The organism is Sphingomonas sp. ERG5, from assembly GCF_000803065.1.
In the GTDB taxonomy this organism is placed as follows: domain Bacteria; phylum Pseudomonadota; class Alphaproteobacteria; order Sphingomonadales; family Sphingomonadaceae; genus Sphingomonas.
The window spans coordinates 16,687-36,854 of the sequence record NZ_JSXI01000022.1; the positions used below are offsets into that span (position 1 = coordinate 16,687).

General features: G+C 64.2%; 25 protein-coding genes and 1 tRNA gene. 18 read left to right on the top strand and 8 right to left on the bottom strand.

Annotated features, from left to right (window positions below; all coding sequences use genetic code 11):
- Positions 1-21 precede the first annotated feature (21 nt).
- A complete protein-coding gene (locus OO12_RS08255) occupies positions 22-1,170 on the bottom strand; it encodes a glycosyltransferase family 4 protein (protein WP_034158244.1) in 1,149 nt (382 codons plus the stop codon).
- A 61-nt stretch (positions 1,171-1,231) separates the two neighbouring features.
- On the opposite strand from OO12_RS08255, the gene OO12_RS08260 reads away from it, so the two are divergent.
- The 9 genes from OO12_RS08260 to OO12_RS08295 all read left to right on the top strand — a co-directional run bounded on the left by OO12_RS08260 (position 1,232) and on the right by OO12_RS08295 (position 7,564).
- Positions 1,232-1,936 (top strand): glutathione S-transferase N-terminal domain-containing protein, encoded by a 705-nt coding sequence (locus OO12_RS08260; protein WP_034158208.1) that lies wholly within the window; start codon positions 1,232-1,234, stop codon positions 1,934-1,936.
- A gap of 104 nt (positions 1,937-2,040) precedes the next feature.
- Positions 2,041-3,414: a DNA repair protein RadA gene (gene radA / locus OO12_RS08265; protein ID WP_034158209.1), complete on the top strand. Its 1,374-nt coding sequence runs from the start codon at positions 2,041-2,043 to the stop codon at positions 3,412-3,414.
- Positions 3,407-3,580, top strand: coding sequence for a hypothetical protein (locus OO12_RS28485; RefSeq protein ID WP_160296763.1), 174 nt, complete (start codon positions 3,407-3,409; stop codon positions 3,578-3,580). The genes radA and OO12_RS28485 overlap by 8 nt, the downstream gene beginning before the upstream one ends.
- Complete coding sequence (locus OO12_RS08270; protein ID WP_034158210.1) at positions 3,580-4,152, top strand: CvpA family protein; 573 nt, start codon at positions 3,580-3,582, stop codon at positions 4,150-4,152. Before OO12_RS28485 ends, OO12_RS08270 begins: the two co-directional genes overlap by 1 nt.
- The gene (locus OO12_RS08275) at positions 4,149-4,583 is read left to right on the top strand and encodes an iron-sulfur cluster assembly scaffold protein (RefSeq protein WP_034158211.1); all 435 of its coding nucleotides are present in this window, start codon (positions 4,149-4,151) and stop codon (positions 4,581-4,583) included. Before OO12_RS08270 ends, OO12_RS08275 begins: the two co-directional genes overlap by 4 nt.
- The gene (locus tag OO12_RS08280) at positions 4,583-6,349 is read left to right on the top strand and encodes a cation:proton antiporter domain-containing protein (RefSeq protein ID WP_034158212.1); all 1,767 of its coding nucleotides are present in this window, start codon (positions 4,583-4,585) and stop codon (positions 6,347-6,349) included. Before OO12_RS08275 ends, OO12_RS08280 begins: the two co-directional genes overlap by 1 nt.
- On the top strand, positions 6,346-6,723 hold the full coding sequence (locus tag OO12_RS08285; RefSeq protein ID WP_034158213.1) for a diacylglycerol kinase: 378 nt from the start codon (positions 6,346-6,348) through the stop codon (positions 6,721-6,723). Before OO12_RS08280 ends, OO12_RS08285 begins: the two co-directional genes overlap by 4 nt.
- Complete coding sequence (locus OO12_RS08290) at positions 6,699-7,226, top strand: hypothetical protein (RefSeq protein ID WP_152616322.1); 528 nt, start codon at positions 6,699-6,701, stop codon at positions 7,224-7,226. The genes OO12_RS08285 and OO12_RS08290 overlap by 25 nt, the downstream gene beginning before the upstream one ends.
- Positions 7,223-7,564, top strand: a complete 342-nt coding sequence (locus tag OO12_RS08295; protein WP_034158215.1) for a DUF423 domain-containing protein — start codon at positions 7,223-7,225, stop codon at positions 7,562-7,564. Before OO12_RS08290 ends, OO12_RS08295 begins: the two co-directional genes overlap by 4 nt.
- A 29-nt stretch (positions 7,565-7,593) precedes the next feature.
- On the opposite strand, the gene OO12_RS08300 is transcribed toward OO12_RS08295, so the two are convergent.
- From OO12_RS08300 to OO12_RS08310, 3 genes are read right to left on the bottom strand one after another with little or no spacing between them, the layout of a single operon-like run.
- Positions 7,594-8,067: a nuclear transport factor 2 family protein gene (locus OO12_RS08300; RefSeq protein ID WP_034158216.1), complete on the bottom strand. Its 474-nt coding sequence runs from the start codon at positions 8,065-8,067 to the stop codon at positions 7,594-7,596.
- Between the two features lie 33 nt (positions 8,068-8,100).
- On the bottom strand, positions 8,101-9,213 hold the full coding sequence (gene aroB / locus OO12_RS08305; RefSeq protein ID WP_034158217.1) for a 3-dehydroquinate synthase: 1,113 nt from the start codon (positions 9,211-9,213) through the stop codon (positions 8,101-8,103).
- Complete coding sequence (locus tag OO12_RS08310; RefSeq protein ID WP_034158218.1) at positions 9,210-9,749, bottom strand: shikimate kinase; 540 nt, start codon at positions 9,747-9,749, stop codon at positions 9,210-9,212. The genes aroB and OO12_RS08310 overlap by 4 nt, the downstream gene beginning before the upstream one ends.
- 98 nt (positions 9,750-9,847) lie before the next feature.
- Here OO12_RS08310 and OO12_RS28900 point away from each other — a divergent pair, with 98 nt between their 5' ends.
- The 4 genes from OO12_RS28900 to OO12_RS08325 all read left to right on the top strand — a co-directional run bounded on the left by OO12_RS28900 (position 9,848) and on the right by OO12_RS08325 (position 13,721).
- Complete coding sequence (locus OO12_RS28900) at positions 9,848-9,985, top strand: hypothetical protein (protein WP_200887416.1); 138 nt, start codon at positions 9,848-9,850, stop codon at positions 9,983-9,985.
- A gap of 25 nt (positions 9,986-10,010) precedes the next feature.
- A complete protein-coding gene (locus OO12_RS08315) occupies positions 10,011-11,792 on the top strand; it encodes a hypothetical protein (protein ID WP_235364722.1) in 1,782 nt (593 codons plus the stop codon).
- Between the two features lie 71 nt (positions 11,793-11,863).
- The gene (locus tag OO12_RS08320; RefSeq protein WP_235364723.1) at positions 11,864-12,760 is read left to right on the top strand and encodes a tyrosine-type recombinase/integrase; all 897 of its coding nucleotides are present in this window, start codon (positions 11,864-11,866) and stop codon (positions 12,758-12,760) included.
- Positions 12,761-12,773: 13 nt separating this feature from the next.
- Positions 12,774-13,721, top strand: a complete 948-nt coding sequence (locus OO12_RS08325) for an acetyl-CoA carboxylase carboxyltransferase subunit alpha (RefSeq protein WP_034158220.1) — start codon at positions 12,774-12,776, stop codon at positions 13,719-13,721.
- Positions 13,722-13,821: 100 nt separating this feature from the next.
- On the opposite strand, the gene OO12_RS08330 is transcribed toward OO12_RS08325, so the two are convergent.
- Both OO12_RS08330 and OO12_RS08335 read right to left on the bottom strand, forming a co-directional pair.
- Positions 13,822-13,989 carry a Flp family type IVb pilin gene (locus OO12_RS08330; RefSeq protein ID WP_034158221.1) on the bottom strand — a complete coding sequence of 56 codons (168 nt, stop codon included), beginning with the start codon at positions 13,987-13,989 and terminating at the stop codon, positions 13,822-13,824.
- A 142-nt stretch (positions 13,990-14,131) separates the two neighbouring features.
- Entirely contained in the window at positions 14,132-14,320 is a 189-nt protein-coding gene (locus OO12_RS08335; RefSeq protein ID WP_235364716.1) for a Flp family type IVb pilin, read from the bottom strand.
- Between the two features lie 55 nt (positions 14,321-14,375).
- Here OO12_RS08335 and OO12_RS08340 point away from each other — a divergent pair, with 55 nt between their 5' ends.
- Together OO12_RS08340 and OO12_RS08345 are read left to right on the top strand one after the other, a co-directional pair.
- Positions 14,376-14,804 carry a (deoxy)nucleoside triphosphate pyrophosphohydrolase gene (locus OO12_RS08340; protein ID WP_034158222.1) on the top strand — a complete coding sequence of 143 codons (429 nt, stop codon included), beginning with the start codon at positions 14,376-14,378 and terminating at the stop codon, positions 14,802-14,804.
- Between the two features lie 62 nt (positions 14,805-14,866).
- On the top strand, positions 14,867-16,021 hold the full coding sequence (locus OO12_RS08345; RefSeq protein WP_034158223.1) for a sterol desaturase family protein: 1,155 nt from the start codon (positions 14,867-14,869) through the stop codon (positions 16,019-16,021).
- 109 nt (positions 16,022-16,130) lie between these two features.
- On the opposite strand, the gene OO12_RS08350 is transcribed toward OO12_RS08345, so the two are convergent.
- Both OO12_RS08350 and OO12_RS08355 read right to left on the bottom strand, forming a co-directional pair.
- A complete protein-coding gene (locus tag OO12_RS08350) occupies positions 16,131-16,868 on the bottom strand; it encodes a pentapeptide repeat-containing protein (RefSeq protein ID WP_034158224.1) in 738 nt (245 codons plus the stop codon).
- Positions 16,869-16,964: 96 nt separating this feature from the next.
- A tRNA-Cys gene (locus tag OO12_RS08355) sits at positions 16,965-17,038 on the bottom strand.
- A gap of 186 nt (positions 17,039-17,224) precedes the next feature.
- On the opposite strand from OO12_RS08355, the gene OO12_RS08360 reads away from it, so the two are divergent.
- Genes OO12_RS08360 through OO12_RS08370 form a run of 3 tightly spaced genes read left to right on the top strand, consistent with a single transcriptional unit; the run spans position 17,225 to position 19,910 of the window.
- A complete protein-coding gene (locus OO12_RS08360; RefSeq protein WP_052215670.1) occupies positions 17,225-17,893 on the top strand; it encodes a protein-L-isoaspartate O-methyltransferase family protein in 669 nt (222 codons plus the stop codon).
- A 15-nt stretch (positions 17,894-17,908) separates the two neighbouring features.
- Positions 17,909-19,402 (top strand): TolC family outer membrane protein, encoded by a 1,494-nt coding sequence (locus OO12_RS08365; RefSeq protein WP_034158248.1) that lies wholly within the window; start codon positions 17,909-17,911, stop codon positions 19,400-19,402.
- A 40-nt stretch (positions 19,403-19,442) separates the two neighbouring features.
- The gene (locus tag OO12_RS08370) at positions 19,443-19,910 is read left to right on the top strand and encodes a DUF2497 domain-containing protein (protein ID WP_034158225.1); all 468 of its coding nucleotides are present in this window, start codon (positions 19,443-19,445) and stop codon (positions 19,908-19,910) included.
- Positions 19,911-20,168 lie beyond the last annotated feature (258 nt).

The window sequence follows — 20,168 nt, forward strand, 5'->3', positions numbered from 1 at the left end:
TCTCACCCGCCGCACGCGGCGTTAAAGTCCCCGGCGTGCCATGACCTCGAGATAGGTATCGATCATCGTCTGGTTGATCGCGTCCCACTCATAGGCCGCCGCCTTGGCATGGCCCGTCGCGCCCGCAGCGCGGCGGGCCTCGTCATTCTGGACCAGCCGCGCGATCGCGTCGGCATAGGCATTCACGTCGCGTGGCGGCACGAGATAGCCGTTCACGCCCTCCTCGATCAGGTCGATGGCGCCAGTTGCCCGCGCCGCCACCACCGGAACCCCGACTGCCATAGCCTCCAGCGTGACATTGCCGAAGGTCTCGGTCACCGAGGGATTGAACAGCACATCCATCGACGCCACCGCGCGACCAAGGTCGTCGCCGCGCTGGAAGCCGGCAAAGGCCGCATCGGGCACGCGTTCCGCGAACCATGCCCGTGCCGGGCCGTCGCCGATGACCAGCACGCGGTGTTTCACGCCGCGTTCGCGCAGCGTCGTCACGACGTCGGCGAAAATATCCAGGCCCTTTTCCAGCACGAGCCGGCCGAGAAAGCCGATCGCGACTTCGTCATCGGCAATGCCGAGCGACCGGCGCCATGCCAGGTCGCGCGCGCCGGGCCGGAAGCGCTGATGATCCACCCCGCGCGACCAGATCGAAACCGGCGTTGTCACCCCCCATTGGCGGATCAGCGATGCCATCGACTGGCTCGGCGTCACCACCTGGTCGAAACGATTGTAGAAGCGGGTGAGCAAGCGGATCATGACCGGTTCAAGGAAACCGAGGCCATAATAGCGGGCATAGGTTTCGAACCGCGTGTGCAGCGAGGCGATGGCGGGAATATCGTGCTGGCGCGCATAGGTCACCGCACGATGACCAAGGACTTCCGGGGCGGACACATGAATCAAATTCGGCGCGAATTCGGCGAGGTCACGATGCACGCTGGCCGGCAGACCGCGGGCGATCTTGTATTCGGCTCGTCCGGGCAATTTCAGCGACGGTACGCTGACCAGGTCACCGGTCGCGGGAAAGGCTGGTTTGCGGCTGGTCGGCGAATAGACGCGGACTGTAATCCCTTGTTTCAGCAGATACCCGACAAGCACGTTCAGCGCCTGATTGGCGCCGTCGCGGGTGTAATTATAGTTGCCGCTGAAGAGGGCGACGCGGAGGTCGGTGGCCTGCATGATCGGCGGGCCATAGCGAAGCCGGGGCCGCATGACTATCTCCCCGGCGAAGGAGAGCTTCATGACCGATCTTGCCGATTTTCCGATCACGACCCGCTGGCCGGCGCAACACCCCGACCGCATCCAGCTTTACGGCCTGCCGACGCCCAATGGCGTCAAGGTATCGATCATGCTGGAGGAGACAGGGTTGCCCTATGAACCGCACCTCGTCGACATCGGCAAGAATGAGAGCTGGACCCCGGAATTCCTCTCGCTCAACCCCAATGGCAAGATTCCCGCCATCATCGATCCCGACGGTCCGGGCGGCAAACCGATCGGCCTGTTCGAATCCGGCGCGATCCTGATCTATCTCGCCGAGAAGAGCGGCAAATTCCTCTCCGCCGACCCGGCCACGCGTTACGAAACCATCGCCTGGCTGATGTGGCAGATGGGCGGGCTGGGTCCGATGTTCGGGCAGCTCGGCTTCTTCCATAAATTCGCCGGGCGCGAGTTTGAGGATAAGCGCCCGCGCGACCGCTATGCGGCGGAATCGAAGCGGTTGCTTGGCGTGCTCGAACAACGCCTCGAAGGGCGGAATTGGATCATGGGTGACGCGTACAGCATTGCCGATATCGCGACGCTTGGCTGGGTCAGGAACCTGATCGGCTTTTACGAGGCCGGCGAGATCGTGGAGTTTGCCACGTTGAAGAATGTGCCGGCGTGGCTGGAACGCGGCCTGGCGCGGCCAGCGGTGGAGAAGGGGCTGGCGATTCCGGCGCGGGGTTGAGCCTGGCTCAATTATAGTGCGGCACTCTCTTATTCCCTTCCCTTTTTGGGGAGGGGAATAAGTTGCCTGTTCCCCTCTCGTTCCGGTTCCGCTAAGAGGCGCGCATGGCAAAACCTCAGAAGCGCTATGTCTGTCAGGCCTGTGGCTCGGTCTCGCATCGCTGGGCCGGGCAATGCGCCGATTGCGCGGAATGGAACACGCTGGTCGAGGAAGCCGGCGGCACCGTCACGCCGTTCCAGGCCAAGCATAATCTCCAGTCGGGCGGGCGGGCGTTCCAGCTGGTCGGGCTCGATGCCGAGATCGCCTTGCCCGAGCGGATGCCGAGCGGGATCGCCGAACTGGACCGCGCCTTGGGTGGCGGGTTCGTCGAAGGGTCGGCGACATTGATCGGCGGCGACCCGGGAATCGGCAAGTCCACCTTGCTGTTGCAGGCGGCGGCAAAGATGGCGCTTGCCGGATTGCCGGTGGTTTACGTCTCGGGTGAGGAAGCGGCGGATCAGGTGCGGTTGCGCGCGCGCCGGCTCGGGCTTGGCAATGCGCCGCTGCAGCTCGCCGCGGCGACATCGACGCGCGACATCCTGACGACGTTGGGGCAGGGGCGGCCGCCCGCGCTGCTGGTGATCGATTCGATCCAGACGATGCATTCCGACCTGATCGAAGGCGCGCCGGGCACGGTCAGTCAGGTGCGCGCGTCGGCGCAGGAACTGATCCGTTTCGCCAAGGAACGCGGCACCGCGGTGGTGCTGGTCGGGCATGTGACGAAGGATGGCAGCATCGCCGGGCCGCGCGTGCTCGAGCATATGGTCGATACGGTGTTGAGTTTCGAGGGTGAGCGCAGCCATCAATATCGCATCCTGCGCGCGATCAAGAATCGCTTCGGCGGCACGGACGAGATCGGGGTGTTTGCGATGGTCGCCGAAGGGCTGGCCGAAATATCCAACCCCTCCGCGCTATTCCTGACGCAGCGTGACGAAGGCGTGACGGGGACGACCGTGTTCCCGGCGTTGGAAGGAACGCGACCGGTGCTGGTCGAGATTCAGGCGCTGGTCGTGCGCCTCGCCTCGGGCGCGACGCCGCGCCGGGCCGTGGTCGGATGGGATTCGGGCCGTCTCGCCATGGTGCTGGCGGTGCTTGAGGCGCGCTGTGGGCTGAGCTTTTCGACGTCGGAAGTCTATCTCAACATCGCCGGCGGTTATCGCGTGCAGGATCCGGCCGCCGATATGGCGGTCGCCGCGGCATTGGTTTCGGCGCTGAGCGAGCGGCCGGTGCCGGTGGATGCGGTCGCGTTTGGCGAGATCGCGCTGTCGGGCGAAATCCGGCCGGTCGCGCATGGCGCGCTCCGGCTGAAAGAGGCGAGCAAGCTGGGGTTCGAACGCGCGCTGGTTCCCGCCGCGATGACCGAGGACAAGAGCGGCCTGAAGCTTGCCGGGTTCAAGACGCTCGGCGCTTTCGTCGATCATATGCTCGGGCGTGGGTAGCGCCGACCGGCTCCGCGCTCTATCTCCGTCACTCCGGGACACCACCCCGCCGTTCGTTTCGAGCGACGTCGAGAAACAGGCCGCAGATGTTGCGCCGGATTTCCTGACCTTGCCCGACGCGACGGATCGGGGGTGGGACGCGCGCAAGGGCATGAAGGCATTTTGATGGGACTGACCGCACTCGACATCCTGGTGCTGATCGCGGTGATCGGTTCGGCGGGCCTGGGGCTGATGCGCGGCTTCGTGACTGAAGTGCTGTCGCTGTTCGCCTGGGTGGCGATCGTGTTCGCGCTGAAGCTCTTTCACATGCCGGTCTCCGCGATCCTCTCGCCGATGGTCGGCACGGCGTCGGGCGCGGCGGTGCTGGCCTTCGCGATCATTTCCGGCGTGACCTATTTTGCCGGCCGCATGGTGGCCAATGCGATCGGCAACCGGACGCGGACTTCGGTGCTTGGCCCGGTCGATCGCGCGCTCGGCTTCGGCTTCGGCGCGATCAAGGGCCTGATCCTGGCCAGCCTGGTCTTCCTGCTCGTGGTGCTGGTGACCGATACGATGAGCGGTGGCCCGTCGCGGCGCCCGCTCTGGCTGACCGATTCCCGCACTTATCCGTTGCTCAACAAGACCAGCGCCAGCATCGCCGATTTCGTCGACCGGCGGCGCAAGGGCGAGCCGGTCTTCGGGGCGGACAACAGCATGACCGGGAGCGAGGCTAATATGACCGAGAGAGCGCGGCGATGAACGCGCCGCTCTACAATACCGAAATCCTGCGGCTGGCCGCGACCATTCCTTATCAGGAGCGGCTGAGCGATCCGATGGGATCGTCGGAGAAGCGCTCGCCGGTATGCGGCAGCCGGGTCACGGTCGATATCAATCTCGACGCCCGGGGCCGGGTCAGCGAAGTCGGCATGCTGGTCCGGGCCTGCGCCCTGGGCCAGGCATCGTCGTCGCTGCTCGCGGCGGACATCGCCGGCAAGACGCCCGAGCAACTGGCCGAGGCGCGTGATGCGCTGACCGCATGGCTGGCGGGCGAAGGGCCATTGCCGGACTGGACCGGCCTCGACCTGTTCGTCCCGGCCTTGCCGCACAGCGCGCGGCACGCCTCGATCCGCCTTGCCTTCGAAGCCGCGGCCGAAGCGGCCGCGCAGGCCGACCTTGGGGTGGTGCGCTGATGGAGCACGGCCCCTCCCTGCTTCGCGACGGCGTGATGATGCTCGGCTTCGGCCTGGTCTTCGTGCTGATCTTCCGGCGCTTCGGCCTCGGCGCCACGCTCGGCTATCTCGTCGCCGGTGCGGTGGTCGGGCCGCAACTGCTTGGCCTGGTCGGCGGGGCCGAATCGAAGATGGGCATTGCCGAACTCGGCATCACGTTGCTGCTGTTCATCGTCGGACTGGAGCTGAACCCGTCGCGGCTCTGGCGGATGAAGCAGGAGATTTTCGGGCTTGGCGCGCTGCAGGTCGTGTTGTGCGGCCTCGCTATTTCGGGCGTGGTATGGGTCGCGACGCGCTCGTCATTCGCCGCGACGCTCGCGCTTGGCTTGCCGCTCGCTTTGTCGTCGACCGCTCAGGTCCTGCCGATGCTGCAATCGGCCGGACGTATGCGCACGCCGTTCGGCGAGCGCGCCTTTTCGATCCTGCTGTTCCAGGATTTGTCGATCGTGCCGTTGATCACGATCATCGCGGTGATGTCGCGCAACCCCGCGGACGCCAATGGCCCGCCGGGCTGGCTGCTGTTCATCTATACCTTGATCGCGATTGCCGGGCTGATCCTTGCCGGACGTTTCCTGTTGCGTCCGCTGTTCCGCATCATCGGCAATATGGGTGAGCGTGAGATGTTCGTCTTTGCCGGACTGTTCACGGTCATCGCCAGTGCGGCAGTGATGGAATCGCTTGGCCTGTCGACCGCGCTCGGTGCGTTCGTCGCCGGCGTGATGCTGGCGGATTCGCCTTATCGTCATGAACTGGAGGCTGATGTCGAGCCATTCCGCTCGATCCTGCTCGGCCTGTTCTTCCTGACCATCGGCATGCTGCTCGACTTGCATGCGATTGCCGAGCGGCCATTGTTCGTCGCCGGGATGGCGCTCGCGCTGATCGCGACCAAGGCCGCGATCATCATGAGCATCGGATTGTTGTTCAAGATGCGCTGGCGCGAGGCATTGGCGCTGGGCCTGTTGCTCAGCCAGGGCGGCGAATTCGCGTTCGTCCTGTTCGCGCAGGCGCAGAATGCGCTGCTGATCGCGCCCGAAGCGGCAAGCCTGTTCGGCGCGATTGTCACCTTGTCGATGGCGACGACGCCGTTCCTGATGCGCATAACGCAGCGCATCCGGACCGAACCCGTTCGCCTGGAGGATCGCGAGGGGCCGACGTCGGACGGCGCCAATGCGCTGATCGTCGGCTATGGGCGGTTCGGCCAGACGGTCGGGCAAATGCTGGTGGCGCAGGGCATCCCGGTGACGCTGATCGACATGGATATCGAAATGATCGACGTTGCCGGGAATTTTGGCGCCAAGGTCTATTATGGCGACGGCACGCGCATGGATCTGCTGCGCCAGGCCGGCGCGGCGGAAGCCGAACTGATCATGTTCTGCATCGACAATGATCAGATCGGCCCCGACCTGGTCGAGGCGGTGCATGAGGCGTTCCCCAAGGCGGAGATTTTCGTGCGCGCCTATGATCGTCGCGCCCTGGTCAAGCTGAGGGATGCTCCGACCGCGGGCGTGGTGCGCGAAGTGATGGAATCCGCGGTCAAGATGGCCAGATTGGCGATGCGCAGCCTGGGCATCGAGGAAGAAGAGATCACCCGGACTGAGGACCACTACCGCGCTCGCGACAAGGAACGATTGAAGGCGCAATATGAAAGCGGCGACGTTCGCGCCGCGCGCGACCGTATCATCACGCAGGATGCCCGGAGCGGCATCGGCGAGTCCGGCGCGAAATGAAGAATCGCCCGCTGCGCGACCGGCTCGGTTTTGCCGTGGCGGGCTGGCAGGCGGCATGGCGGCGCGAGCGCAGCTTCCGGACTCAAGGCTGTCTCGCGGCCCTGGCGATCGTCGCGCTGCTGATCCTGCGCCCGTCGCCGGTCTGGTGGGCCTTGGTCGCGGTGACGAGCGCGCTGGTGCTGGCGCTCGAGCTGATCAATTCGGCGGTCGAAACGGTGATCGACCGGCTTCACCCGGAGATCCATCCCGAGATCAAGGCGGCGAAGGACATGCTGGCGGGAGCCGTGCTGGCGATCAGCGTCGCGGCGCTGGCGGTGGCGCTGGCGCTGGTCATTGCGCAAGCCTCGGCATGGCTATCGACCTTGGCGCTATGAGAGTGGGCGGGCTGATCGTGGCGACAGTCTTGTCGGCTTGCCTGGCCGGACCGGTCTGGGCTGGGAGCGGTGAGGGCGCCGCAAGGGCATTTCGCCACGTCGATTCCCGCACGATCAAGTCCGCTCGGCTGATCTTGTCCGAAATCTGGCCGGCCAGCGACATCGTTCGGGATGATGATGGGGATTATTACGCGAAGCGGAGCGAAGGTGTCGTTGCCGACCGTCCCGAAAAGACGTGCTGGCTAAAGCGCAAACAGATCGTTGCCGCGATCGCCGCGTTGAAGCGGGCACGACCACGCCGTGGCGATTGCAAGGGAATCGAGGCGGACATCGCGATCCATTTTCGCACGGGAGCCGGAAAGGAAATCGTCGCGGTGATCGGCGACCCGAACAAGGCGCTTGGCGGGGCCACGCTGATCTTCTTCGATGGTCGGCTGGCAGTGCTGCAACGTTCCGATAGAGACCAGATCAAACGCGTTGCGGCGCAAGCGGGGTGTGGATGACACAGATATTGATGATCTTCGCGGCGCTGTCGGGCGCGCTTGCGGTCGGGGCCGGCGCGTTCGGTGCGCATGGCGCGACCGGTGCCGCGGCGGAGTGGCTGAAGACGGGCGGGCAGTATCAGCTGATCCATGCCGTGGCCGCGCTTGCCGTGCTGCGCCTGGACGCGAAAGGGCCGGCCAGCCTGTTCCTGATTGGCGGCGCGATCTTCGCCGTCTCGCTCTATCTTATGGCGCTGGGCCTGCCGCGCTGGCTTGGCGCGGTCACACCCATTGGTGGCGCGCTGCTGATTATTGGATGGTTGTGGCTGGCCTGGATCGCGCTGCGCACGCCTGGCTGAGCCCGCCGAAGCAAAGGCGATGATGGTGTTCAGTCATGGTTTGTGAAGAACTCGCTCGCGATTTTCCACCGGCCATCGACCTTGAGCAGCTGAAGCGTTTTCCAGCCCCAGTTTGAGCCTTGAGACGATGTGTTCACGAACACGAGCGACACATTGGCCAACGGCCCGTCCTGCTGGATGTGGATGTCCTGGAAGCGCTGCGTGAATTTCGGCCCTTCGAACACTCCCTTGCGGAAATCGTCATAGTGCCGGGTGCTCTGTTCAGTGGTCCCGGCCTTTATCGCCGAGCTGGCGGACGAAAACGGAATGGCCTTGTTCAGCAGTAGCGATTCGAACAGCGCCTGATCTTTGGTCGATACCGCTTTGGTATAGCTGTCGAGCAACGTCTCGATTGCTGCCTTGTCCGTACCAGTGCTGTCAAAACTGGCGGGAACGGGGGTAGCGGAAACCGTCGATGCGATCGCCGAGATCAGCACCAAAAACGAAACAAGCACACCCTTCATCACGACATCCTCGCCATATGCGCTGGGTCGAACTCAGGCAGCGGCCATCTCGCGCTGCTCGTCGAGAAAGCGCGTTACGTCCGCCAGCTCGACTGACTTGTCGACAAAGGTCTTCCCGATGCCGCGCGCGAGCAGGAAGGGCAGGGTGCCGGCGTCCATTTTCTTGTCATGCAGCATGTGCGCGACCAGCGTTGTCCCATCGGCATTGATGTTCGCCGCCGGCGCGCTGTCGGGCAAGCCGATGGCGCGCAGATGGGCGGTGACACGCGCGACGTCCTGACCCGTACACAGGCCGCGCCGCGCCGAATAACCAAAGGCCAGCGCCATGCCTGCGGCGACGCCCTCGCCGTGCAACAGCCTGTCGGAAAAACCCGCCTCCGCCTCCAGCGCATGACCGAAGGTATGGCCGAGGTTGAGCAATGCCCGCTTGCCGGTCGTTTCATATTCGTCCTCGGCAACGATGCGTGCCTTGGCGGCGATGCTGTGGGCGATCGCATAAGTTCGGGCGTCGGCATCGCCCGCGAGCAAGGCGGCGGCATTGGCTTCGCACCATTCGAAGAACTCGAAATCGTCGATCAGGCCATATTTCACCACTTCGGCATAACCGGCGCGAACCTGGCGCAGCGGCAGCGTGTCGAGCGTGGTCGGATCGACCAGTACCAGTGCAGGCTGATGGAACGCGCCGACCAGATTCTTGCCGGCACGCGAATTGATCGCGGTCTTGCCGCCGACCGACGAATCGACCTGGGCAAGCAATGTTGTCGGGATTTGCACGAAGCCGCAGCCGCGCTTGACGATGCTGCACGCAAAGCCGACCAGATCGCCGATCACGCCGCCGCCAAGCGCGATGACATGATCGCCGCGCTCGATGCCGAGATCGAGCAGGCGATCGGTCAGCAATTCCAGCGTCGCCCAGCTCTTGCTGCCTTCGCCGGGAGGAAGGATGATCGCTTCGCTCGCGACGCCCGCAGCGCTCAGCGACGCTTGCAGCGTGGCGAGATGCGGCCGGACATTCTCGTCGGTGACGATCGCCATGGTGCGTCCGCGCGACAGCGGCGCGAGATGCTCGCCGGCCCGGGCGAGCAAGCCATTCTCGACGATCACCTTATAGCTTCGCGCACCCAGCTCGACGGTGATGATGCTCATGTGCCGAGGGCTTTCAGGATGGCGTTGACGGTAACTTCGTGCGGCGCGTGGTGGCTCGGCACGCGGATCGGCGCCATCGCGTAGAACGGGTTGCGCACCTTGGCGAGTTCGATCAGCACGTCGCGCGGATTGCGCCCGCGCAGCAGCGGACGGGAATCGCGCCGCTGTACGCGATCGGCCAGCACATCGGCATTGGCGTCGAGCCAGATCGCGATCGTCTGGTCGAGAATCAGCGCGCGTGTTTCGTCATTGATAAAGGCGCCGCCGCCGGTGGCGATGATCTTTGGCGTGCCATCGATCAGCCGTGCGATGACGCGGCGTTCACCGTCGCGGAAGTGCGCTTCACCGAATTTCTCGAAGATGTCGGCGACCGACATTCCGGCTGCGGTCTCGATTTCCGTGTCGGCATCGACGAAGGGCAAGCGCATGCGCGCGGCGAGCCGGCGGCCGACGGTCGATTTGCCTGCACCCATCAGGCCGACGAGAACGATGGGCAGGCCGGTCCAGGGCTCAGGAGGCGAGTGGCTTTGCAACATTGCGCCGGGGCTATACAGCGACCCCGCGTCTGCGGCAAAAGGTCGCTGCGCCCGGATTGTAATTCGTTTTCACCCATTGGTTTTCACAGGGTTTTTTCATGTCCCGCTTGATGGTTACGCTCATCGTCGTTCTTGTCGTGCTGGTCGGCGGACTATTTTTGCTCGCCGGAAGCGCCAAGGAAAAGGCGCCGGTTCGGGTCGAGAAGGTGGTTCCGCTTGCGAATCTCTCGAACTAGCGCTTCGCTCGGCGCAATTGCGGTGATGTTGCTCGGCGCGGGAATCCCCGCGCTGGGTCAGGACAAGCCTGAATCGCTGCTGCCGCCCGGGTTCAACGAACCGGTCACGACGCCCGCGCCGACGGCTCCCCCACGCCCACGTCCGACAACGGCTGTGCCGGTGCCGCGCCCGACGGCCTCCGGGGCGGTTTCCGCGCCGGCGTTGCCGGACTCGCCCGACGCACCGGATGTTCCGGTTACGGCGGCGACGCCGCCCGTCGTGGATCCCACGCTGCCGCAAGTCACGACGAGCGTTCGCTATGAGATGCCGGACTATGCGCGGCGATCGCTGGCCAGTGTCGGCGCCGCCGGCCCGGCAGAGGGCGCGCTTGGGCCGACCGCGTTCCGTGGCGCCGATGGGCTCTATCTCGAAAATCTGATGCGGCGCCTGGATGGGCCGATCGCCTCGCGCTGGCTGTCGATCGGCTTGCGCCGCGCGATTGTAGCGCGAATCGACACGCCGGCGCGCGTCAATGGCGCCGATTTCGCTGCCGAGCGCGCCTGGCTGCTGGTTCGGATGGGCGAATCGGTTGCGGCACGCGCGCTCGTGCAGAATGTCGATTCGGACAATTACACGCCCAAACTCTATCAGGCGGCAATGCAGGCGGCGCTGGCGACCGGCGACCCCGGCGGGCTCTGCACACTTGCCGATGAGGGCGCCAGGGTCGCGCGCGAACGCGCCTGGCTGCTTGCGCCGGGCATTTGCGCCGGGCTGGCCGGATTGCCGGCCAAGGCGACCCCGGCGCTCAACGCCGCGGAGAAAGCGGGCGTTGCGCGCGGCATCGACATGCTGCTCGCGAAGAAGGTCGCCGGCTCCGGCTCGCGGGGACGCCAGGCGATCACGATCGAGTGGGACAGTGTCTCGCAACTGACGGCGTTTCGCTATGGCCTGGCCACGGCGACGGGAACCGTGATTCCCGACAGCTTGCTGAAGACCGCCGCACCGCATGTGCAGTCGTGGCGTGCCTTGTCGCCGATGCTCGATACGCGCAGCCGTATCGCGCCGGCGGAGTATGCCGCGGCACGGGGTGTGCTGTCGAATGCGGCTTTGGTCGATCTCTATGGCGCGCTCGATGGCGGGGACGATCAGTCGATCGCCGAGATCGCAGTCGCCCGCGATCTCCGCACCGCCTATAATGGCGCGACCCGGGCCGAGCGGATGACCGCGTTGCGCAGCTTGTGGGACGAACCCAAGACCGCCGATGGCCGCTTCGCGCGACTGATATTGACCGCACGGGCGGTGGCGCGGCTGCCGCTCGATACGGTGGATGCCGATGTCGACCGGGTCGTCGCGTCGATGTTGACCGCCGGGCTGGACAGTTTTGCGCAACGCTGGCGGAGCCGTGCGGAGAAGGGCAGCGATGCCTGGGCGATGCTGGTGCTGGCCGAACCCGACGCGCCAAGGGCTTACAGCTATGGCGATGTCAGCGCTTATTCCGGCAAGAATGACGGCAGCGGCCTGAAACGGCGGATGTTCTTTGCCGGCATGGCGGGGCTGGGCAAGATTCCCACCGGCGATATCGAGGGTGGTGCCCGCTCGCTTGAGGTATCGATCGGCACTGAGAATAGCTGGACCCGGGCGATCGACCGCGCCGCGCGGCAGAACCAGCCGGGTCTGGTGCTCCTGCTTGCGGCGATCGGCATGCAAACCAGTGATTGGCACGGGGTTCCGCCCGAAGTCCTGTTCCGGACGGTCAGTGCGCTACGGGCCGTGGGCCTGGACGGCGAAGCGCGGATGATCGCCGCCGAGGCGATCGCCCGGCTTTGACCATGCCGGCGGACCGGTCGCTGTCGGATAAGGGTTTGGCCGATAGGGATTTGGTCGAGCGGTTCCTGGAAATGATGGCGGCTGAGGCGGGGGCGGCGAAGAATACCGTCGCCGCCTATCGCAGCGACCTGATGCTGGCCTCCGAGTATCTCGAATACCGGCTGACCACGGCATCGACCGCTGATCTGGGCCGGTTGGGTGAGCATTGGCTGACGCTGTCGCGTTCCAGTGTGGCGCGCAAATCGGCGGCGTTGCGTCGATTCTATGCCTTTCTCGCCGATGAAGGGCACCGGGCTGACGATCCGGGGGCGGCGTTGCCCCGTCCGGGCGCGCAGCGCGCGCTGCCCAAAACGCTCGGGCACGGCGATGTCGATCGGCTGTTCGCCGCGATCGCCGCCAGGATCGCGCGCGATCCGCCTGATCCGAACGACTTGCGGCTGCTGGCGCTGGTCGAACTGCTTTATGGGTCGGGCTTGCGCGCGACCGAACTGGTGTCGTTGCCGCGGAACGCCATCGCCCCCGACCGGCCCTATCTGATTCTGCGCGGCAAGGGCGGGCGTGAACGACTGGTGCCGATTTCCGACCGGGCGCGGGCGGCGGTGGCGGTGTGGCGCGATCTGGTCGCCACCGATCGCGCATGGCTATTCCCCTCGGGCAAGAGCCATTTGTCGCGTGTGCGGCTTTATCAGCTGTTGAAGGCGCTGGCCGCCGAAGCGGGCATCCCGCCGGATCGCGTCAGCCCGCACGTCCTGCGTCACGCCTTTGCCACTCATTTGCTTGAAGGCGGTGCGGATTTGCGCGCGCTGCAATCGATGCTTGGCCATGCCGACATCGCCACGACCGAGATTTATACCCATGTCGACAGCGCGCGACTGGTCGAACTGGTCAACAGCCGCCACCCGTTGACCGATGCGAAGCACCGCGCCGACGCGAAGGAGCGCGTTGACGTGAAAGGGCAGGGGGCTTAACCGACGCGACCTGATGGCAAGCTTCCTCGATTTCGAAAAACCGATCGCCGACCTGCAAGGGCGGATCGATGAACTGCGTGAGACCGCTGCCGATGGCACGGTCGATATCGATGCCGAAGTGGCGCGATTGCAGGCCAAATCCGACAAGGCGCTGCGCGATACCTATGCGCGGCTGACACCATGGCAGAAGACGCAAGTCGCGCGGCATGGCGAACGGCCGCATTTCCTGACCTATGTCGCGGGGTTGTTCGACGATTTCATGCCGCTCGCGGGCGATCGTGCGTTTGGCGATGATCAGGCGATTCTCGGCGGCTTTGCGCAATTCCGCGGGCAGCGCGTGATGGTCATCGGCCATGAAAAGGGCGACGATACCGCCAGCCGGCTGCGGCATAATTTCGGCATGGGCAAACCCGAGGGCTATCGCAAGGCGATCCGCCTGATGCAGTTGGCCGATCGATTCGGCCTGCCGGTCGTCACCCTGGTCGATACGTCGGGCGCTTTCCCGGGCGTCCAGGCCGAGGAACGCGGCCAGGCCGAAGCGATCGCGCGCTCGACCGAGCAATGCCTGGCGCTGGGCGTGCCGATGGTCGCGGCGATCGTCGGTGAAGGTGGCTCGGGCGGCGCGATCGCGCTCGCGGCGGCCAACAAGGTGCTGATGTTCGAACATGCCGTCTATTCGGTGATTTCACCCGAAGGCTGCGCGTCGATCCTGTGGCGCACCGCCGACAAGGCTGCCGATGCGGCCGAGGCGATGAAGGTGACGGCGCAGGACCTGAAGGGGCTTGGCGTGATCGATATGATCGTGCCGGAGCCGCTGGGCGGTGCGCATCGCGATCCGGCAATGGCGATCGCGGCGCTCGGCGATGCGATCGGCAGCGCATTGGGTGAATTGAGCGGACTCGATCCCAAGCAGCTACGTCAGGCGCGTCGCGAAAAGTTTCTCGCCATGGGGCGGCTTTGAGAATCGGAACAATACAGCGTTAACCATCTTGTCGATGGCGATAAGAAAAAGGCGGCAAAACCGGAGTTTCGCCGCCAAATTCTTACAAGTTGTTGAAAGCTTAGGTAGCCTTCATGTTCGACGACACGTTGGTGAACGTGGTCTTCAGCTGGTTGCCCAGGCCCTGCATTGCGGCGATTGCTGCGACTGCGATCAGCGCTGCAATCAGGCCGTATTCAATGGCGGTCGCGCCCTTGCTGTTCTTGATGAAATTGCGAATCTTCTTCATTTCCGGTCTCCAGTTAGCAAGCTTCAGTTACCCGGCTGAACCGGAGGACCGGGACAGCAAAGACAGGTTTAGGAGCGCTAGGTTGATGAAAGTTTAAGCCGGACCGAAAAAACGTATCGAAAACCCGATGGCGGGGAACTTTTTAGTTTCCCGCGCGTGCATTTTCCATTTTCGTGTTCACATTGCCCCACATCGACGTGGTGGTGTTGGCAACCTCGATAAAGGCGGCGATCATCGTGATGACGACGAGTGCGGCAATCAGGCCGTATTCGATGGCTGTGCCACCCCTACGATCTCCCGCGAGCCTTTTGATCATCCTCATCATCGTCATGCGGGTTCGCCTGAGCCATAAATATGACTTCAAACTAGGACAAGAGAGTTAACCAATGGCGAACGCCGTCACAAAAACTGCGGGATCGGATCTATTTCCTGTGGTTGCCGCAGCCTTGATCGATGGCGCGGGTCGGGTCCTGGTGCAACGACGTCCGCCGGGGAAGATGATGGCCGGGCTGTGGGAGTTCCCCGGCGGCAAGCTCGAGCCGGGGGAAACGCCCGAGGCCGCGCTGATCCGCGAACTGGAAGAGGAACTCGGCATCATCGTTTCGCCGGCGGCGATTGCCCCCGCGGCCTTTGCCAGCGAAGCATTGGGCGAGCGGCATCTGCTGCTGCTATTGTATATCTGTCGCGACTGGAGTGGCGCGCCGCGCGCGCTGGACGCGACGGCGATCGACTGGGTCGCACCGGCTGACCTTCATGCGCTGGCCATGCCGCCCGCCGACCTGCCATTGATCGGCCTGCTTGAGCGACTGATCTGACATGATGGCTTTTCCCCGCGCGCATGGGATATGACCGGACACAGCGAAAAGGGGAGCGGGCAATGAAGCGGGGACTGGTCGGCAATTTGCTGCGCGATCTCGAGGCGCCGATCGAGGCGCGGGGTTTCGGTACCGGCTGGTTCGCGGGGTTCTTCGCGCTGGTCTTCGCCGTGGCCGGGCTATGCTTCGTCGCGGCGCTGCGCTGGCCGGAATGGTTCGCAATGCCGCAGCTGGAGCTGGTCCGCGGGCTGAGCGGCTTTCGCGCCTTTGTCCATATCACGTTGCTGGCGGCCTATGGCCTGGCGCTGCTCAGCCTGTTGCTCCGGCCGCGCAAGGCGCTTGGTGCCACCGCGCTGATCATCGCGCTGCTCGCCACCCTGCTTGGCGGCGCGGCGGTCCAGCCCAGTGAAAGTCACAATTGGGGGATCTTTTTCGGAATTGATTTCTTCGCGCTGAACATGATCGCGACGGGGTTGATGTTCGCGCCGATCGAACGGATCTTCCCGCATCGCAGCAACCAGCGCCTGTTTCGCACCGAATGGCGCGAGGATTTGTTCTATTATCTCGTCAGCTCGATGATGGTGCAACTGATCACCTTCCTCGCGCTGGCGCCATCGACCTTCATCATGGCTTCGACGAGCAATTTCGGTCAGTTCCGCGCCTGGGTCGGCGGCTTGCCCTGGCTGGTGCAGTTCGCTGCGGCGATGTTCCTCACCGACCTGACGCAATATTGGTTTCACCGCGCCTTTCACCGTTGGCCCTTCCTATGGGGTTTCCATGCCGTGCATCATTCGGCCAGGTCGATGGACTGGCTGGCGGGATCGCGGATGCACTTTGTCGAAATCATCCTGCTGCGCGGGGTAACCTCGCTGCCGCTGCTGACCTTCGGCTTCGCGCCGTCGGTGATGCAGGCCTATGTCGCGATGGTTTATATCTACGCCTCGCTGGTGCACGCCAATCTGCGTGGTGATTTTGACCGGCTCGGCCAGTTCCTCGTCACGCCGCGCTTCCACCATTGGCATCACGGGATCGAGGATGTCGCGATCGACAAGAATTTCGCGATCCACTTCCCCTGGCTCGACCGGCTGTTCGGCACGCATCATTTCCCCAAGGGTGAATGGCCCACGGGTTATGGCGTGGTGGAGGAGGTGCCGCGCGGTTATCGCGCGCAATTCGCCTATCCGTTCCGCAACCTGTTCAAGCGGAAATCGGGCTAATCGACCGCCTTCGGCAATTTCAGGAAGTCGACATCCGACCAGCGATCGGCGGGATTCTTCGATCGGTTCATCAGCGCCGGGCTCGGCCGTTTGAGTCCGTCTCCATCGTTCATTCGGGACAGACGTCCACACCCATTGCGGTCAGCAATTGAGATGCCTGATCCATGGACACCTTTATCTCGTTGAAGCTTGCCAGCTCAGTCAGGTTCATACCCGTCAGGTCCGCTCCCCGAACATCGGCGCGGGCGAACCTGGCGCCGGCAATGAGCGCCTGCCCGAAATCGCAACCGCGCAGATCGGCGCCTTCGAAGTCGGCATCGAAAAGGACCGCCTCCCGAAATCGACTGTTGCTGAGATCACAGTCGGGCATGCGCAGCCCGGCGAGGTCGGCCAGTTCGAGATTGCAGCCCCTGATGGCGCCTGCCCATCTGAGGATCTTCTTCCCGAAGCTGCGCGCGAAATCGACATTCTTGAATGTCGCGCCGCGCAGATTGCAGGTTTCCATTTCCAGGGCATGAAGGTCCGACCGTTCGAACGCCGCGAACGAAAGGTCGCAGCGGTGAAAACGGGCCTGCCCCAGTCGCGAAAAGGCAAATTGCGCGCCGACATGGCCCTGATCGTCCGCGAAGGTGCATTGTTCGAAAATGGCATCGCGGAAATCCGCGCTGGCGAACCGGCAACGGATGATGCGGCATTTCGAAAAACGGGCGTCCTCGAAGCGCGTGCCCGACATGTTGCGATCGGCAATGGTGCAGTCTTCGAAAACCGCGCCGGAGAGATCAAGGTCGCTGAGCTCGGTGTCCGACAGATCGGCGCCGCGCAGAACTGCTCCGGGTTCGAATCTCATCGCCGCCTGTCGCTCGCTCCGGTCTGGCCTCGGGGCATCTCGCCATGCCCGTGCTGTTGGTCAGGGGGTCTTATGCGACCGCCTGAAACCGGCTGTTGGAGGCCCGACCGGGAATCGAACCCGGGTGCGAGGATTTGCAGTCCTCTACGTCACCACTCCGCCATCGGGCCCCGATGCGAGGGGCGCGAAATGCACAGGGGGCGGGGTGCCTGTCAACCGCCACTGTGAACATCGGCGAGAAAATCAGCCACAGCGGCTGCAACGCTCGCTTGGCGCGGAGCCTGTCGCGCGATACAAGCCCGCCAGAGAAACAAGTGTATTGCGCGACTAAAACAGTTGTGCGACAAGGTGGCACAATGAAACTGACGGCAACCGATTCCGACCGCTTCGTAACCATGCGCCATGCGATGGTGGCAAGCCAGTTGCGCACCAACGCGGTGAGCGACCCGCGCGTGGTCGCGGCGATGGCGCGTGTCCCGCGCGAAGCATTCCTGCCGGTTGAGGCGCAGGCGATCGCTTATCGCGATACCGCGCTGCCGTTGGGACAGGGGCGTTTCCAGAATGTGCCGATCGCGACCGGGCGGTTGCTGACCGAAGCCTATCTGCTGCCCGCCGACAAGGTGCTGCTGATCGGCGCGGCCGGCGGCTACACCGCCGCGGTGCTGGCCGAGATGGTCGCTTCGGTGGTCGCCGTGGAAAATGATGCCGCGCTTGCCGGGCTGGCGCGCGAGGCGCTGGCCGACACGGCAAAGGTGACCGTGGTCGAAGGGCCGCTTGAGGCCGGGCATGCCGATGGCGCCCCCTATGATGTGCTGATGATCGACGGCGCGGTCGAACAGCTTCCCGAATCGCTGGTCGCGCAGCTGCGCGATGGCGGGCGCGTCGTCGCCGGAATCGCCGATCGCGGCATCACTCGGCTGGCATCGGGCCGCAAGAGCGAGGGCGGTTTCGCGCTGCTCGATTTCGCCGATATCGATTGTGTTCCGCTGCCTGGTTTTGCCCGGGCCAAGACCTTCACCTTCTGAAAGATGCCGCTGACTATGCGTCGGACCTATTTTCTCGTCGGAACCGCCATGACGCTGATCGCCGCACCCGCGGCGGCGGAGACGCTGCGCGACGCGCTGGCCAAGGCCTATAATACCAATCCGACGCTGTCGGGAGAGCGTGCGCGAGTCCGGTCGGAAGATGAGAATGTGCCGATTGCACGCTCTCAGGGCCTGCCGTCACTGGATGTTACGGGCGGCTATTCCGAAAACGTCCTGAAAGCCTCCAACAACTTTGTGTCGCCGGACCGACAGCTCGTCGCGACGCCGAATTTTTCGGTGCCGATTTTCAGCGGCGGCGCGGTGCGGAATTCCGTCGCTGCGGCGAAAACGCGGGTCGAGGCAAATCAGCTTGGGCTGCGCGGCACCGAATCGTCGCTCTTCACTGCCGTGGTCGGCGCTTACATGGATGTGATTCGCGATGCGGCGATCGTTTCGCTCAATCAGCAGAATGTGAAGGTGCTCGACGTCAATCTGCAGGCAAGCCGCGATCGCTTCCAGGTTGGCGATCTGACCCGCACTGACGTCGCGCAGTCCGAAGCGCGACTGGCGCTTGCGCGCAGCCAGTTGCAGACCGCCCAATCCAAGCTGATTTCGAGCCGCGAAAACTATATTCGCCTGGTTGGAGATGCGCCGGGTACGCTGGAACAGCCGCCCGCGATTCCGGATACGCCGGCCAATGCCGAAGGCGCCGTCGATATCGCGCTGGAGCGGAATCCGACTCTGCTCGCCGCGAAAAAGGCGCGCGATGCCACCAAATTCGATGTCGATGCGGCGCGCGCGGGCAGGCTGCCGAAGCTCAGCGTCAATGTTGGCGGCAATTATTATAACTATTTTGGGTCATTGGGTGGCGGGCCGCTTGCCACTCAATCGGGTAAATCCGCCACGGTCGGTGTTGGCGTCAGCGTTCCGCTATACCAGGGCGGGCGCCCGGCGGCACAGATTCGTCAATCGCAGGAGCGCCGCGGCCAGGCGATCGAACAGGCTACCGAGGCTGAGCGTACGGTCGTCGCCAATACCCGGTCCGCCTATGCGGTATGGAAATCATCGGAGGAGGTCATCGCCTCGTCCGAGGTTGCGGTAAATGCGAACAAATTGTCGCTGGAAGGCGTTCGCGCCGAAAACAGCGTCGGTAACCGCACCATTCTCGACATTCTCAACGCAGAACAGGAATTGCTCAACTCGCAAGTCACTCTGGTGACGGCGCGACGTGATTCTTATGTCGCGCGCTTCGCGCTGCAAGCCGCGATGGGCCGTGCCGAGGCGCGCGACCTCGGTCTTGATGGCGGCGCGCTGTACGATCCGGTCACCAACTACAAGCGCGTGAGCGGAAAATGGTCCGACTGGGGTTCGGCGCCCGATGTGCAGGCGGTGGGTACGAGCACCCGCCAGACTCCGGCGCAGACCTCCGAGGTCACTGGCCAGCTCGACCCGATTCTCGACGCGCCGGTTGACAGGGGTACCGCAAATCCCGCAGGTGAGCCGAAGTAGGACCGCTCCAAACGCGGTCGCTCGGGTTTAAGGGTTGCCGATGGGGGATGTCAGCGCCGAACCGTCGATGGAGGACATCCTCTCGTCGATCAAACGCATCATCGCCGAAGAGGGCGACGCTGCCGCATCCGCACGCGGCGTGCGCAAGCCGGTAGGCGCTCCAGTGCCGCTGCCCAGCACCGCTACCGACGATTTCGGCCATGGCGCGATTCTCGAACTGAGCGATCCGTTCCAGGCGGCCGACGAGGAAGCGCCGGTGGCGGAATTTCCCCCTGCACCGATCGAACCGATCCTGTCGCCGCACACCACTGCGGCCAGCCGCAGTCCGCTCGAAGCCTTGTCGCGCATGGTGATCAAGCCGGAGGTGGCTGGCTCGGACACACTCGAAGGCATGGTGCGGGAGATGATCCGTCCGATGCTGCGCGACTGGCTCGATTCGCATCTGCCCGCGATGGTCGAGACGATGGTCGCGCGTGAGATTGCGCGGATCACGGGACAGCCTCGCTAGGCAGTCGCTTGCGCCGCGGGCGACATGGTATCGCAACGCTCCCAATGATCGACCGTGGCGCGCGCCACCGCTGAACCGTCGCGTGAAATCCATCGAGCGCTGGCGGAGAGTCGGCAAAGCATTGCGCGCCTTCGCGCGGGTTGCCGAGTGGCGAGAAAGCGGATGAACTGCCCGCGCCAGGACCTGTTTTCAGGATATGAATGATGGCGCAGTGTCGCCCAATGGCCACGGTCGGGCCGTTGCTCAGGCGGCGTCATC